General features: G+C 30.2%; 17 protein-coding genes and 2 pseudogenes. 14 read left to right on the top strand and 5 right to left on the bottom strand.

The annotated features are described in order from the left end of the window. From CD116_RS09260 to CD116_RS09270, 3 genes are all read left to right on the top strand, one after another. A partial coding sequence (locus CD116_RS09260) for an LPXTG cell wall anchor domain-containing protein (RefSeq protein ID WP_142381047.1) occupies positions 1 to 391 on the top strand: 391 nt, incomplete at its 5' end. A 347-nt stretch (positions 392 to 738) separates the two neighbouring features. Beyond that, on the top strand, positions 739 to 1932 hold the full coding sequence (locus CD116_RS09265; RefSeq protein WP_047550011.1) for an MFS transporter: 1194 nt from the start codon (positions 739 to 741) through the stop codon (positions 1930 to 1932). Between the two features lie 10 nt (positions 1933 to 1942). Next, a complete protein-coding gene (locus tag CD116_RS09270; protein WP_078061123.1) occupies positions 1943 to 2146 on the top strand; it encodes a hypothetical protein in 204 nt (67 codons plus the stop codon). A 118-nt stretch (positions 2147 to 2264) separates the two neighbouring features. Here the strand turns inward: CD116_RS09270 and CD116_RS09275 are convergent, their stop codons facing one another. The 3 genes from CD116_RS09275 to CD116_RS09285 form a co-directional block, all read right to left on the bottom strand. Further along, complete coding sequence (locus CD116_RS09275; RefSeq protein WP_047550008.1) at positions 2265 to 2573, bottom strand: hypothetical protein; 309 nt, start codon at positions 2571 to 2573, stop codon at positions 2265 to 2267. A 143-nt stretch (positions 2574 to 2716) separates the two neighbouring features. After that, the gene (gene scrA, locus CD116_RS09280; protein ID WP_047550005.1) at positions 2717 to 2983 is read right to left on the bottom strand and encodes a SaeRS system activator ScrA; all 267 of its coding nucleotides are present in this window, start codon (positions 2981 to 2983) and stop codon (positions 2717 to 2719) included. A gap of 283 nt (positions 2984 to 3266) precedes the next feature. Next, on the bottom strand, positions 3267 to 5075 hold the full coding sequence (locus CD116_RS09285) for a phospho-sugar mutase (protein ID WP_078101724.1): 1809 nt from the start codon (positions 5073 to 5075) through the stop codon (positions 3267 to 3269). A gap of 116 nt (positions 5076 to 5191) precedes the next feature. On the opposite strand from CD116_RS09285, the gene CD116_RS09290 reads away from it, so the two are divergent. From CD116_RS09290 to CD116_RS09325, 8 genes are all read left to right on the top strand, one after another. Continuing rightward, positions 5192 to 5584, top strand: a complete 393-nt coding sequence (locus tag CD116_RS09290) for a (deoxy)nucleoside triphosphate pyrophosphohydrolase (protein ID WP_047431450.1) — start codon at positions 5192 to 5194, stop codon at positions 5582 to 5584. Between the two features lies 1 nt (position 5585). Further along, entirely contained in the window at positions 5586 to 8447 is a 2862-nt protein-coding gene (locus CD116_RS09295; RefSeq protein WP_047549999.1) for a DEAD/DEAH box helicase, read from the top strand. 306 nt (positions 8448 to 8753) lie between these two features. Further along, entirely contained in the window at positions 8754 to 9512 is a 759-nt protein-coding gene (locus tag CD116_RS09300) for a tandem-type lipoprotein (protein WP_047549996.1), read from the top strand. Positions 9513 to 9749: 237 nt separating this feature from the next. Beyond that, the gene (locus CD116_RS09305; RefSeq protein ID WP_078101723.1) at positions 9750 to 10535 is read left to right on the top strand and encodes a tandem-type lipoprotein; all 786 of its coding nucleotides are present in this window, start codon (positions 9750 to 9752) and stop codon (positions 10533 to 10535) included. Beyond that, positions 10532 to 11887: a membrane protein gene (locus CD116_RS09310; protein WP_047549993.1), complete on the top strand. Its 1356-nt coding sequence runs from the start codon at positions 10532 to 10534 to the stop codon at positions 11885 to 11887. Before CD116_RS09305 ends, CD116_RS09310 begins: the two co-directional genes overlap by 4 nt. Beyond that, positions 11887 to 12213 carry a hypothetical protein gene (locus CD116_RS09315; RefSeq protein ID WP_047549990.1) on the top strand — a complete coding sequence of 109 codons (327 nt, stop codon included), beginning with the start codon at positions 11887 to 11889 and terminating at the stop codon, positions 12211 to 12213. The genes CD116_RS09310 and CD116_RS09315 overlap by 1 nt, the downstream gene beginning before the upstream one ends. A 2-nt stretch (positions 12214 to 12215) precedes the next feature. After that, positions 12216 to 12509 carry a hypothetical protein gene (locus tag CD116_RS09320; RefSeq protein WP_047549987.1) on the top strand — a complete coding sequence of 98 codons (294 nt, stop codon included), beginning with the start codon at positions 12216 to 12218 and terminating at the stop codon, positions 12507 to 12509. Positions 12510 to 12862: 353 nt separating this feature from the next. Beyond that, entirely contained in the window at positions 12863 to 13054 is a 192-nt protein-coding gene (locus CD116_RS09325) for a hypothetical protein (protein ID WP_001224379.1), read from the top strand. 138 nt (positions 13055 to 13192) lie between these two features. Here the strand turns inward: CD116_RS09325 and CD116_RS14130 are convergent. Continuing rightward, positions 13193 to 13378, bottom strand: a pseudogene (locus CD116_RS14130) (hypothetical protein). After that, the gene (locus CD116_RS09335; protein ID WP_000220932.1) at positions 13314 to 13595 is read right to left on the bottom strand and encodes a single-stranded DNA-binding protein; all 282 of its coding nucleotides are present in this window, start codon (positions 13593 to 13595) and stop codon (positions 13314 to 13316) included. Before CD116_RS09335 ends, CD116_RS14130 begins: the two are co-directional and overlap by 65 nt. 299 nt (positions 13596 to 13894) lie before the next feature. On the opposite strand from CD116_RS09335, the gene CD116_RS09340 reads away from it, so the two are divergent. The 3 genes and pseudogenes from CD116_RS09340 to CD116_RS13960 form a co-directional block, all read left to right on the top strand. Further along, a complete protein-coding gene (locus CD116_RS09340) occupies positions 13895 to 14590 on the top strand; it encodes an SDR family oxidoreductase (RefSeq protein WP_047549984.1) in 696 nt (231 codons plus the stop codon). A gap of 249 nt (positions 14591 to 14839) precedes the next feature. After that, on the top strand, positions 14840 to 15262 hold the full coding sequence (locus CD116_RS09345; protein ID WP_047549983.1) for a DUF1433 domain-containing protein: 423 nt from the start codon (positions 14840 to 14842) through the stop codon (positions 15260 to 15262). A gap of 278 nt (positions 15263 to 15540) precedes the next feature. Continuing rightward, positions 15541 to 15615: pseudogene (locus tag CD116_RS13960) on the top strand (DUF1433 domain-containing protein); the annotation flags it as partial.

Consider the following 15615-nt stretch of genomic DNA (forward strand, 5'->3'; position numbering starts at 1 on the left):
TGAAAAAGTTGGCGAGGGTCAACCAACAGAAGAAATCACAAAACAACCAGTAGACAAGATTGTAGAGTTCGGTGGCGAGAAACCAAAAGATCCAAAAGGACCTGAAAACCCAGAGAAGCCGAGCAAACCAACTCATCCAAGTGGCCCAGTAAATCCTAACAATCCAGGATTATCGAAAGACAGAGCAAAACCAAATGACCCAGTTCATTCAATAGATAAAAATGGTAAAGTTAGAAAATCTAAAATTGCTAAAGAATCAGTAGCTAATCAAGAGACAAAACGAGCAGAATTACCAAAAACAGGTGCTGAAAGTATGCAAAAAGGTTTGATTTTTAGTAGTATAATTGGAATTGCCGGATTATTATTACTAGCTCGTAGAAGAAAAAATTAAAATAATTCATATTTAAATAATAGTTGTTTCGCACTTACTATATTTAGTTTGTTAAAAACAACCTAGAATATAATGAAAATGATATACACCCCAAAAGTTGGATTGAAAGACCTAACTTTAAGGGGTGTATTTTTTGCTATAAATTTGAATTTTTTGATAATATTTTAATATTTAATATAATCATATTTAGTAGAATATAACTTTTGGATAGTCATTTTGAGGGTTATACATAATATTTCAAGTAGTATGTATATTAGAATTAATTGTGCTTTGAATAAAGAGAGTTTAGAAGAAGGTCTAAAAAGGCTGGTGGATGCTTTCAATTATTTTTATGAGAGGTGATAAATATGTTGTACTTAGAAGTTTTGAAAAATAGAAACTTTACATATTTATTGATTGGTAATTTCTTACGTCGGAGTTGCTTTGTGCTGTTTTCGTTGCAAATAATTTGGTTTACCGTTGAATTGACAAACCAATCATCTTTAAAATTATCAATGATGGTTATGAGTCAAACACTTCCATTTATTATATTTGGTATTTTCGGTGGGGCATATTCTGATAAACATAATAAAAAGAAAATACTTTATCTATCTGATCTTATACTAAGTTTGATTATAATAATTATTCCTTTACTTGCAATAACATCAAATTTAAATTATCTGACGCTTCTAACCATATCTACAGCTATCACCATTATTAACTGCTATACGGATCCTGCGTTTAGGGCAATTCTTCCTGAAATTATTGATGAGGAGCATTTAGCAACAAGTAATGCGTTAATCGATAGTTTGCAAAGAGGCTCAAATATTATTTTACCTGCTTTAATTGGTGTCATTGTAATATTAGTTGGCAATGTTGGCATCTTTTTTATTTGCAGTATATTGCTATTTTTAGGATTTATTTTTAATGCACTTTTAAAATATACAAATAACAACATGTTTGATAGACACTCAAAAGAAGATTTTTCTGAAACTTGGGAATTCTTTAAACAATCTAAAGAAATTCCATTTATCATTATCATTCAATTTGCCTGCATATTGATTAATACTGGCCTTTGGCGTGTTGCATTACCATTGTTTATTTCCAATATATTAAAAGAGGGCGTTGGTGTATATGGACTAGCTACATCATGTTTAGGTATTGCGTCTTTACTAATGTCATTGATTATGGGTTTGCTGTCAGAAAAACGATTAATCTTTAAATTTAGTATTGGCGTTTTAGTTTGGGGAATTGGCTTATCGATTATTAATGTGTTTCCAAGTTTGGCGATACTATATATAGGTGCAACTTTAGTGGGACTTGGACAATCTATAGAGGGCCTAACAAGATCAGTTGCCATTCAAATAAAAACGCCAAATCATTTAATGGGGAAAGTATTTAGTATCTCATCTACATCGAATTACGCAGCGGATACATTGTCTTTAGGACTTATAAGTTTAATTATACCTTTACTAAGCTTAAGTAATATATTTATATCAGGAGGTGCAATTATTTCAATGCTTAGCTTAGCGGGGTTAAAGTTTTTTAAGAAGTCTATGTAAACATAATAGAATTTTAATAAATGCTATTAAGGTGGGGATTGAAATGAAATATAAAATTAGTTTGGCTTATAATTTAGCAATTATAATAGGGTCGCTAATTATATTATGTATACTAATATCTAGAGGTCATGATATTTATGTAATCTTGATTCCAATTTTGACTATTTTAGCTAGTTTAATCAATTTATTTTGTGACATTAAAAAGCATAAATAGTTCGCTGCGATTTCTATATTAATGCAACTTTGTATTCGTACAAGGTTGTATTTTTTTCGCAAACAATTGCTTACTGACAGTACAACATTAAATCTAACCAACACACTATCACAAACATTTACGGATATTTTGTAATTTTATAAAAGCAAACATAGAATAATGCGATAAGAAATAATGTTTTCGTTAAAAATACGAATGCCAATGCAATAAAATCATATTCGAAGCTTAGAATTGAAGACATTAAAAATACAGCACTCAAACTTATACATAGCGCAAATATATATACAATTTGGTTCTTGTGTTTATTTGCAATGGCCGTTTGATTTATATAAGAAATTAGTGTGAAATCTTTAGTTATTGCGACATAAATGCCTAATACAACCATACTGATACAAAACACGATAGAGACTACGATGTTGACGGTCATTGTTGCACCTTCCTGATAGAATATAATGTACTGTCTTTTAGTAATGGATGTGTTTCTTATATATGTATGTTTCTAAAAAACAGTACGTTTTTATCAATTTTCAATTTATTAGTTAAATGAATGGGGTTATGAAAAAGGAAGTTTTAATCTTTTGTCATGAAATAAACGGGATGAATATCACGACTAGAAGTAATGTTACGAACAGGAGCGTATAAATCTAGAGACGCTAAATTCGACATAGTATGTTGCTCAATTATGGCTGATGATGAATTTAAAGTATGTGCGTTGGAACTGTCGGATTTTTGTTCATAATGTTTTGCATATTGCGCCATGATGAATAGTGTAAAAATAAATAAAACAATAAGAGATATAATGCCCATAATCAAAAGTATTTGTTTAGAGCCTTTCATTATTTCACATCCTTTCTAAAATATATTTGTAACTAAATTTAAAATAGTTATTTTTGTAATTCTAAACCTTTTTCATCGCGAAAACAATTAAATAGGTCGCGGTATTAATTATTATATTATTACCGCTTAAAATGAAAAATACATGAAAATTAATTTTCTAATATACTTTTGAAAAATTATTACAAATTAGCCCCTTCAAAACGCGAAAACATAAGGATTCTAGTTTCAAAAGGGCTGATAAGCATAAAATGAAATGTAATATTTCGATATATAAAATTTTTAATTAGCTAAAAATCATCGCATTAATTTTTTGAGCTACATTATCAAAATTCGGACATTTTAACGACACATATAATTTAATTTTAGGTTCAGTACCAGAAGGACGTAAAGCGATAAATCCTTCGTCAAATAAGACACGAATAACATTTGATTTAGGAGAATTAATCTGCGACGTTGTATCTTTATCCAAATGATAAACCTCGCTAGTTAAATAATCTTCAATTGCTTTCACTCTCATACCTTGAATTTCTTGAGGTGGATTTGAACGGAAATGTGTCATAATTGATTCAATTTTTTTCTTACCTTCTAATCCTTCTAGCGTATGCGAGAATAATGTATCCTCATGTCTACCAACAGTTTGATAAATCTGTTCTAATTCATCTTTCAATGTTTTTCCATATAATTTTAACTCAGAAGCGTATTTTATAATGAGTGGCACAATTTGCACGGCATCTTTATCACGTACAAAAGGCTCTGATAGAAAACCGTAACTCTCTTCAAAGGCGAAAATCATGTTTTGATGATCATCTAGTTGTCTTATTTCCTGAGCAATAAATTTAAAGCCCGTCAGCACCTCTTTGTATTCAACATTATTATAGCGTGCTAATGACTTTGTTAACTCACTACTTACAATCGATTGAATCATTAAGCGATGACGTAATTGAGATGTTTGTTGAATACGATAATTAAGTAACAGCGCACCAATTTGGTTGCCATTAAAATATGTGATATGACCATGTGCATCACGTTCAGCAATACCAAGTCTATCCGCATCAGGATCAGTACATATTAATAAGTCTGCATGACGTTTATTTGCAAGTTCGACTGCTTGATCAAAAGCGCGATGATCTTCAGGATTAGCACTTTGAACTGAGCTGAAATTCGGATCAGGTTTACATTGTGCTTCTACAAGATTAAATTGATTGAAATTCAAAGACTTTAATAACTCAGGTACAATCGGAACACTTGTACCATGCAAACTAGTGAACACAACTTGTAAATCAGATTTAGGAATATAACCAATCATATTTTGAATGTGTTTCATATAGTCATCAGTTACAGATTTCGGAAACGGCTTGATATAAGATGTATTTTGTTTTGAAATAGGTAAATCAATCTGTAATGGGTCGCCAACTTCTTCGATATAACGACTTGCAAGCTCAGATGCATCAGTCGATAGTTGCGCGCCATCAGAACCATATACTTTAATGCCGTTATAGTCTTTCGGATTATGACTTGCTGTAATCATAATGCCAGCAGTAGTATTAAGATTGCGCACCGCGAACGATAATTCCGGTGTCGTTTTATATGTATCAGGTAAATAAACTGTTATTTGGTGATTTGCTAATACATTAGCAATAATTTGGGCGAATTCAGTTGAAAGATGTCTAATATCATAATGAATGACTATTGTTGGATTGTTTGTTTGGACATTTAAATAACGCGCTAAACCTAATGCCAATTTTTCAATAGTAAACTTATTAAGTCGACCTTCACCAAGACCGAATTTTCCGCGTATACCCGCAGTACCAAACGTTAATTTACTTTCAAAACCTTCTCGCTGTTCAATGTCAGATTGCTGCTCATAAAAATGTTTAACTAAACTATCATTAGCTCTTTCTATCCATAATTCTTTATCCATTGTTGCTAAACATCCTTTCAAAATCTCAGTTAGACTTAATAAAACATGAAAACTAAAGCCCTTACATTTATGTAATGAATTATAAAGAAATACGCCCCAAAAGTAAAAAAACACAGTCCTAAGACAATACTTTTCACAAGTATTATATAATAGATGTGTATGAAAATGCATGGAGTAGAGCGTGCATGTGAATGTAAAATATTAATTTTTAATATTGCTTTATATATAGTTTTGTAATTTTTGATAGAATAACAATTAAGATGATTTTAATTTGAAGGGTGAGTCTTATGAAAAAAGTAATCAATGTAGTAGGAGCTATTATTTTTTCTGATAACAAAATTCTTTGTGCACAGAGAAGTGAAGAAATGAGTCTGCCTTTAATGTGGGAATTTCCTGGCGGCAAGATTGAAAAGAATGAAACTGAAAAAGAGGCTTTGATTAGAGAAATTAGAGAAGAAATGAAATGTGATCTAATTGTTGGAGACAAAGTTATAACTACAGAACATGAATATGATTTTGGCATTGTTAAGTTAACAACATACAAATGTAATTTGAACAAGGAGTTACCAACTCTAATTGAACATAAGAGTATTGAATGGTTGCCTATAAATGAACTTGATAAATTAAATTGGGCTCCAGCAGATATACCAGCCGTTAATAAAATTATGACTGAGGGATAATATGAGTAGATTACTAAATGATTTCAATCAATCTTTACAAAAAGGTTTTATAGACAAAGATATTCCTCATAAAGGGAATTATACACCGAAGCTTTTAGTAAATAATAAAAATGAAAAAGTTCTTTCAACAATTATAGATGAACTTCAAAAATGTGAAACGTTTTATTTTTCTGTAGCTTTTATAACAGAAAGCGGGTTAGCCAGCTTAAAGGCTCAACTATTAGATTTAAGCAATAAGGGTGTTAAAGGGAAAATATTAACATCTAATTACTTAGGATTCAATAGTCCTAAAATGTATGGAGAATTACTTAAATTAAAAAATGTAGAGGTAAGATTAACTGATATTGCTGGATTCCATGCCAAAGGATATATTTTTGAACATAAGGATTATAGTTCTATGGTAATAGGAAGCTCTAATTTAACATCTAATGCGTTAAAGGTTAATTATGAGCATAATGTTTTACTGTCTACTATGAAAAATGGCGATTTAGTTGATAGTGTAAAAAATGAATTTGACTTGTTATGGCAAAACAGTACCCCACTGACTGAGCAATGGATTAATTCATATAAAGAATCATTTGAGTACCGTTCTTTAGAAAAATTAGCGGAGGTTGAACAAACTCAAATGCTGCTAGCTGATAAGGTGAAAAAATCAGTGGAAATTGTACCAAATTTAATGCAAGCAGAAGCATTAAGGTCATTAAAAGCTATTAGGGATAAAGCCAAAGATAAGGCGTTAATAATATCTGCAACTGGTACAGGTAAAACGATTTTATGTGCATTAGATGTTAGAGAAGTAAACCCTAATAAATTTTTATTTATTGTTCATAATGAGGGGATTTTAAATAGAGCTAAGGAAGAATTTAAAAAAGTATTACCCATAAAAAATGATAGTGATTTTGGATTATTGACAGGCAAACATAGAGATGTCGATGCCAAATATTTATTTGCAACCATTCAAACATTATCTAGAGATGATAATTTTAAGCAATTTGATGAAAAAGAATTCGATTATATTGTTTTTGATGAAGCACATCGTTCTGCTGCATCTACTTATCAACGAGTATTTAATTACTTCAAACCTAAGTTTATGCTGGGAATGACTGCAACACCAGAAAGATCAGATGAATTAAGTATATTTGAACTGTTTGATTATAATATTGCATATGAAATAAGGTTACAAGCAGCATTAGAAAGTGATATTTTATGTCCATTTCATTATTTTGGTGTGACTGATTATGTACATCAAGGTATTAAAGAAGATGATGTAACTAAACTGAGATATTTAACTTCTGATGAAAGAGTTAATTATATTATTCAAAAGACAGATTACTATGGATATTCAGGTGAAATTTTACAAGGATTAATTTTTGTAAGTAGCAAAAAAGAAGCTTATGATTTAGCGGATAAACTAAGTTCAAAAGGGATTAAAAGTGTTGCTTTAACAGGAGATGATAGCGTTAATTATCGCCAAATTATAATAGAAAAATTAAAAGAAGGTAAAATTAACTATATTATAACTGTAGATCTTTTTAACGAAGGTATTGATATTCCAGAAGTCAATCAAGTTGTAATGTTGAGACCAACAGAGTCTAGTATTATATTCATTCAGCAACTTGGTAGAGGATTAAGAAAAAGTTCAAATAAAGAGTATGTTACGGTAATTGATTTTATTGGTAATTATAAAACAAATTATTTAATTCCGATTGCGCTTTCTGGCGATCAATCGCAAAATAAAGATAATTATAAGAAGTTTTTAACGAATAACGATTCAATTAATGGAGTATCTACAATTAACTTTGAAGAAGTTGCTAAAAAACAGATTTACAATTCATTGGATGCAGTATCATTAAATCAAAATAAATTAATATTAAAAGCTTATGAAGAAGTTGAAAATAGATTGGGACACATGCCGTTACTAATGGATTTTATACAACAACATTCTATAGATCCAAGCGTTATATTTTCTAAATTTAGTAATTATTACGAGTTTTTAGTAAGGTATAAAAAAATAGATGCTTTATTGACGGAAAATGAATCTAAAAATCTGGTTTTCTTTTCAAGGCAAATAGCACCTGGATTGAAAAGAATCGATAGTTTAGTTTTAGAAGAACTTTTAAAAAATGAATTAACATATGATGAATTAAAAAATAAAGTGTTGAACGAAGTTAAGGATATAACAGAAGATGATATAGATACTTCATTAAGAATTTTAGATTTTTCATTTTACAACGCAGGAATTGAAAAAATCTATGGAAGTCCCATTATAGAACGTAATGAAAGAATAATAAGACTAAGTGATGCATTTACTAATGCTCTAAGTAATCAAACATTTAAAATATTTTTAGAAGATCTTATTGAATTATCAAAGTATAACAATGAAAAATACCAAAAAGGTAAAAATGGACTGATTTTATATAATAAATATTCAAGAGAAGATTTTAGTAAAATATTTAATTGGAATAAAAATGGTTCGTCTGTAATCATGGGATACATGATAAGAAGCCAAGAAATGCCAATATTTATCACTTATGATAAGCATGAGGATATAAGTGATAGCACAAAATATGAAGATGAATTTTTAAGTCAAGATGAATTAAAATGGTTTACTAAATCTAATAGAACTCTAAAATCAAAAGAAGTTCAGAAAATTTTGTCCCATAGAGCAAAAGGAATTAAAATGTATATTTTTGTACAGAAAAAAGATGATGATGGTATATATTTTTATTATTTAGGAACTGCTGGATATATAGAAGGTTCAGAGAAGCAAGATAAAATGCCGAATGGTTCGAACGTAGTAACGATGGATTTAGCACTGGATAAAGCTGTAAGAGATGATATATATCGCTATATAACAAATTAATGTAAACCGAAAAATGAATGTTAGTAAAGATGTATTTAAACATCAATTTTAATCAGTAAAGACATTGAGTTTCAGTGTTGTTATTTTAAATATAAGCGCAATTTATCTTAATTAATTAGTTGGTTAGGCCAATAAAAATTATAAAGATATTTGCGCTTTTTAAATAATTTGTGATGTTGATATGTGAAAAATACAACTAACAATTAAAGTCTACGATGTTTCAATCATAAAATTCCCCCTAGTAATATTAATATTGGAATTTGAACTTAATTTTGCATCAAAAATAAATAATGGGGATGTGAAATAATGATTCACTCAAGAAAGCTGATACTCTGTCTATATTTAGTATTATTAGCTGTTTTTATTAGCGCGTGTGGTATGAAAGAAGAGAAACAAATCAAAGAAAGTTTCAATAAAACATTGAGTTTGTATCCAACCAAAAACCTTGAAGACTTTTATGATAAAGAAGGCTTTAGAGATCAAGAATTTGAAAAGGGTGATAAAGGTACTTGGATTGTTGATTCCGAGATGGTAATTGAGCTAAAGGGTAAAAAAATGGAATCTAGAAGTATGGTGCTCTATATAAATCGTAATACTAGGACAACGAAAGGTAATTTTATTGTTAGAGAATTGTGGGAAGACAGTAAAGGGTATGCACAAAGTAAAGATACAAAATATCCAGTAAAAATGGAATATAATCAAATTATCCCAACCAAACCGATAGCTGATGATAAATTAAGAAAAGAAATTGAAAACTTTAAATTCTTTGTACAATACGGTGACTTTAAAGATATTAATGAATATAAAGATGGTGACATTTCATATAATCCAAATGTACCTAGTTATTCAGCAGAATATCAATTGAGTAACAATGACTACAATGTGAAACAACTTAGAAAGAGGTATGATATACCAACTAAGAAAGTACCTAAATTATTAATAAAAGGCGATGGTGATTTAAAAGGATCATCTACAGGACACAAAAATTTAGAGTTTACCTTTGTAGAAAACAAAGAAGAAAACATCTATTTTACGGATAGTATTAATTTCAAACCTACTGAATAGGGTTAATAGAAGTTTGGAGTTAAATTTTCATAAAGCTCTAATTAGGTGAAAGATAATCCTAGAATTTATTTTAAATCATACCAACTTTATCTTTTGATTTAATTGTTTTATAATTCTGATAAGAAGATTTGAAATACAAAATATTTACAATTAAATTCATTTGTTCAAAACAATTTTTCGTTTTAGTTGTATAAATTAAAGATTGAGTCAGTATTAAAAATATAAGGTGGAGAAATGATGATTCATTCAAAAAAAATAAAATTGTGTCTATGCTTGATAATACTATCTGTTTTTATAGGGGGTTGCGGAATGAAAAAAGAAGAAAGTAGTAAAGATAAACAAATTAAAGAAAATTTCAATAAAACATTGAGTTTATATCCAACCAAAAATCTTGAAGACTTTTATGATAAAGAAGGCTTTCGTGACGAAGAGTTTGAAAAAGGAGATAAAGGCACTTGGATAATTCACTCTAAAATGATAATTGAGACAAATGGTAGGAATATGGAATCTAGAGGAATGGTTCTCTATATCAATCGTAATACTAGAACAACGAAAGGTAATTTTGTTATTAGAGAAATAACCGAGGATAGTAAAGGGTATTCAGACAGTAAAGATAAAAAATATCCGGTGAAAATGGAAAATAATAGAATCGTTCCAATGAAACCAATACATGATGAGAAGTTAAGAAAAGAAATTGAAGACTTTAAGTTTTTTGTACAATATGGCAACTTTAAAGATATTAATGATTATAAAGATGGTGACATTTCATATAATCCGAATGTGCCAAGTTATTCAGCAAAGTATCAATTAAGTAATGATGACTACAATGTTAAGCAACTTAGAAAGAGGTATGATATACCTACTAAGAAAGCTCCTAAACTATTGTTGAAGGGCGATGGCGATTTAAAAGGTTCATCAGTAGGATCAAAAAGTCTAGAATTTACCTTTGTAGAAAACAAAGAAGAAAACATCTATTTTACAGATTCCGTACAATATACTCCAAGTGAGGATAACAAGTTATGAGTCAAACTGAATATCAAATAAAACCGGGCAATATAAAAGCTAACTCTGAAGAAACAAGTACTGTATCTAAAATTAGTTATGAAATAGAAAACGCTAATAACAGTGGTTTAAAAAAGGGTAAAATCAATGAACAAATAGAGGGTCTTAAAGAGGAAGGTAAATTTCCTAAAAACTTGAAATACTTAAAAAGTTATACTGATCCAAACACTGGTACAACTACGACTGCGTTCAAAAATAAAGATACTGGCAAAGTGACTTTAGGCATGACTGGTACAAATTTACATTTTGAAGAAATGGGAAATGTTTTGAAACATCCATTTGACCACTCCGACCAAGACAAGAAAGATGCGGAAGAAATGTTGAAAGATTTCGGAGCTGATGCCAATATTGGTCTAGGTACTGTAACGGATAAAGATCCACATTTTAAAGATACGCAAGACTTTATTAAAGATATCAAAAAAGAATATGAAATTGACACAATAACTGGGCACTCACTTGGCGGTAGGGATGCAATTATATTAGGTGTTAGTAACGATATCAAAAATATTGTTGTATATAATCCGGCGCCATTATCAATTAGAGATTTTCGTATATTTGCTCTGAAAAATATGCCGGCAAGTGCGATCGGAGATATAGAAATTAAGAAAATGTTAAAAAATTATAATGGACATATAGTAAGGTTTGTTTCTGATAAAGATGAGTTAGATGGTTTTGTTAGTCAGTTTATGTATGATACAGCTGGTGAGAAAATAGTTTTGAACAATGGGGAAGGCCATGATATGGGAGCCTTTTTAAGGAAATATGCACAAGCTAAAATTTTATCAGAATTAAGAAAAGTCAAAGGATACGAAGACGCAAATAATAAGTCATTTAAATCAGTAAAAGACAATACTAAATCAAAATTAGGGAAAGTTGAAGAACTTAGAGTGAATTGGCTTCAAGCAAATGGTGGAGCATTATCCTCGTCTCAACTAAAATTGTTGGAATCTGTTTCAGCATTAATAATAGCAGAGGGATTAAGTAAATTAGTTAAAGAGGAAAGTAACCAACTGGAGAAGATGTACGATAATATGAAGGACAAATTTCAAGAGAATTGGAAGAATTCCCAAAAAGCTGGAAATAAAATAGGAACAAAACTTTCGCATGACGGAGTACTAACAGCATTAAGAAATGGTGATGCGTATGAAAACAAGTTTGAGACTGAACCTGTAACCAAAATCGAACAAAAGTTAAAAGAATTGAATGACATAAATATTGATTGTCACAACTACGTCTCTAAAATTAAAGATAGTGTAAATGCAATTGTAGGTAATGACCAATTATTAGCGAGTCAGATAGCTGGTGTAATATAATGTTTAGTGGATATAAGAAAATAAGTGATTTGGAAACTGCATATGATGAAGAAAGAAGAAAATTGAACGATAAATTAGAGCAACTTCAGGAAATTAAGCATCAGATAAAGTTGGATTGTGAATATTCATACGATTGCTTTTTATATCTAAAAAACAAAATGGATTATAGTCAAGAATCAAACGTTAAAATGACGCATATTATAAACGAGTTTAATGATGAAATGACCCAGCGAATTAAAAATGAAGAGTTGAAAATAGAACGTTCTAAAGATGAACTTAAAAGAGAATATTTAAAAGAAATTGAAAAAATGGGAGGTAGAGAGTAAAGATGTGGTATGACTCAGTTGTTGAAAGGTTACCAAGCGGGCCGAGTATTAATGCTGTTTTGCAAATGAGACAGATTACTGAAGTTATTGCGCCCGAGCATAACAGAATTCACCATGACCATAAAAACAAATTGAAAAATGATGAAGAGCTTTTAATAAATCAAATGAGTAGTCATTTCAAAAAATTTAAAGGTGAATTTGATAATGTAGCTCAAGGGGATTGGGTTAAAAAGGCGAAGAATGAACTGGATGATATTAGTAAGAAATTAAAAAATATTCAAATAACGGAAGTTTAATATTCTAGCCGATTCCTGATGCTAAGACAGCGTGTGTTCATTCATGCCATTATCAATATAATCACCACAACAAAAAAGCTTCTAATGTGATATAGGAACCTCATATTCCATATCATGTTAGAAGCTTTTAATGTCTAAAGAACATCTACATTTTATCATATTTTCTGACTTATTAAACTTTTATATAATTAACTATTTCTTAATTTTCCAAAATAGTGATAAATTTGTGAAATACATCACAAAGCTCTTTATTTATTTGGAAATTCATGTAATATTAGACTTGTAAGAAGTTAATAAATAGAGAGAGACGAGAGAGTTTATATAAATAATATATAAACATTGGAGTGATGATTATGAGAAAAGAGATTGAAGCGCTTATTTTCTCAGACGTAAGTAGCTATGATATTTACGTGAACACTGGTGTAAATCAAGGATTAATTGGTGACATCAAAGATGGTTACCTAACTATTGATTCTATGCCTTACATTGATGCTGAGCGTTTGTATCACTTTGCTATGGAACGTAAATCGTTAGTCACTAACTAGTTCTTATTGCCAATGATTACTACCCCTAGTCGGCGGCAATTGAAGTGTGATTGATGTAACTTGCCCTCGTTGGTGAGCAATTGAGGGCAGACCCCTTTAATTAAGTAAACCCTAACTCCCCACAAATCTGGAACGATACTAAAAGCCACGTCCTATATTGGATGTGGCTTTAGTCATGTCTATATTGAATTTTAGTATGATTACCTACAAGATTATATATCAAACTGTATCATGTCCTCGATATATAAATGAAATGATATTAGAATCCTTCATTTTCAACTTGTTTGAAATTACGTTTAATGCCATTGTATGAATACACAACATTATACAGTTTCACTTGGGCATCATGTGCACTTGAGAAGGGCATTCTTACATCATCTAATTTTTTGATTTCGTGTCGAAATGCTTTCTCGGCTTTTTGTCTTTCTGCAAGCGACATACTTAGCCATTCTTCTTTGCTAAATAAATCCTCGAATCTAAAATCAAATGCAGTTCTTTTACTTTCTGCTCTCAGTGCTAATACACGCTCATGATATGTCACAATAACTCCCCCTTTTCTAACAGCCTTGCCATTGTTTACTAATACTTATAACTTTAGTACTAACTTTCGACTTTTACAATAAAGAAGAGACAATTTTTCAACATTTTTAAAAATAAAAAATATGAACAACGATCATTTGTATATTTAGAATAACTTAAAAATGTACTTTATCAGCGGAAATAAATCGAGTTAGTATAACCAGCATATGAATTGTGATACGCTTTTTAAAAGTATAACTAGTAATATGTACTTATGATTTACCCTGAAAAAATAAAAAAGAATCAAAGGAGTCGATCATTATGACAGTATTAACAGATAAAGTAGCAGTAGTTACAGGTGCAGGTAGTGGTATTGGAGAAGCAATTGCAACATTACTACATGAAGAAGGTGTGAAAGTCATTTTAGCCGGTAGAAATAAAGATAAACTGCAAAATGTGGCGAATCAATTAGCTCAAGATAGTGTGAAGGTAGTGCCAACAGATGTAACGAAAAAAGAAGAAGTCGATGAATTGATAAAAATTGCACAACAAACATTCGGTGGTTTGGATATTGTTATCAATAGTGCGGGGCAAATGTTGTCGTCTAAGATTACTGATTATCAAGTAGATGAGTGGGATAGTATGATTGATGTGAATATCAAAGGCACTTTATACACGGCACAGGCTGCATTACCAACTATGTTAGAACAATCAAGTGGTCATCTTATTAACATCGCATCTATTTCTGGCTTTGAAGTAACGAAAAGCAGTACGATTTATAGTGCGACGAAAGCAGCAGTTCACACTATTACTCAAGGATTAGAAAAAGAGTTGGCAAAGACAGGCGTTAAAGTAACAAGCATTTCTCCAGGAATGGTAGATACAGCAATAACTGCCGCATACAATCCAACAGACCGTAAAAAACTTGATCCACAAGATATTGCAGAAGCAGTAATATATGCATTAACGCAACCAAAGCACGTTAACGTGAATGAAATTACAGTGCGTCCTGTATAAAAAGATGTTTGAGGTGTGGGAGATAGGCATTTAATGTAATAGCTATCGTTTTTATTAATGTTGGTAAGGCAATAATTATATAAAAAGCATGATAGGCAATTATTCCTTGTACAATTCATAGTAATTGGTGATTTTAACAATCGAGTTAGTGAAGGCGATGATATTAGTGTTATGATTAATCTATAATGTTCATAATTACAGAACTATAAAAACTTTTTCATTTTCCACCACATTTTAGGAGTTTCTTTAATGACTAAAAAACATGTTTTTATAATTATTGGTGTTATTTTATGTATATGTATAGTTGCTACAGTCATTTATTTTAAAATGAAATATGACGAAAAAGAAAAACAAAAAGCACTTTACTACAAAGAACAACAAGAGCGTATTACACTTTATCTCAAGCATAACACTAAAGAACCGAACACGATCAAATCTGTACATTTCGCAAGTTTAAAGAGAGGACCTATGGGCGATGCCGTAATTGAAGGTTACATCAATGAAAACAAAAAAGATGATTTTGTTGCATATGGATCACCAGAACATCATTATCAATTTGGTGGAGCTATGATAGAAAGTGAAAAATTAAGTGAATTACTAAAACCAGCAAATCAATTAAAATCACCAGGTGATATAAAAAGAGAACTAGAGTCTAAAAAGAACGATCGCTAAATCTATGCGGTCGTTTTAATTTTGCTTTCAAGTTAATCACACTTACACATAAAAATAAAAACTTGAATTTTTAGTACAACTTTTCACTGTATTTATCTGTTAAACACTTCATATCCGCAATATTTCGTTAATCTTAGATGAACTTTATATCACCACTTTTAATTGCTTTTCCTTGACCTAGATTAAAATTATAGTTTTTCTTTGTAAGAGCGTGTTATGTAGTATCATAAACATGTAAACTTTATAAAATTCCACCACATTTTAGGAGCTGGTGATATATGTCGAAAAAGAAAATTTTAATATTAACTAGTATTATATTAATCATATTAATTAGTGTTGCTGGTATCCATTTT

The organism is Staphylococcus schweitzeri (assembly GCF_002902405.1).
Classification (GTDB): domain Bacteria; phylum Bacillota; class Bacilli; order Staphylococcales; family Staphylococcaceae; genus Staphylococcus; species Staphylococcus schweitzeri.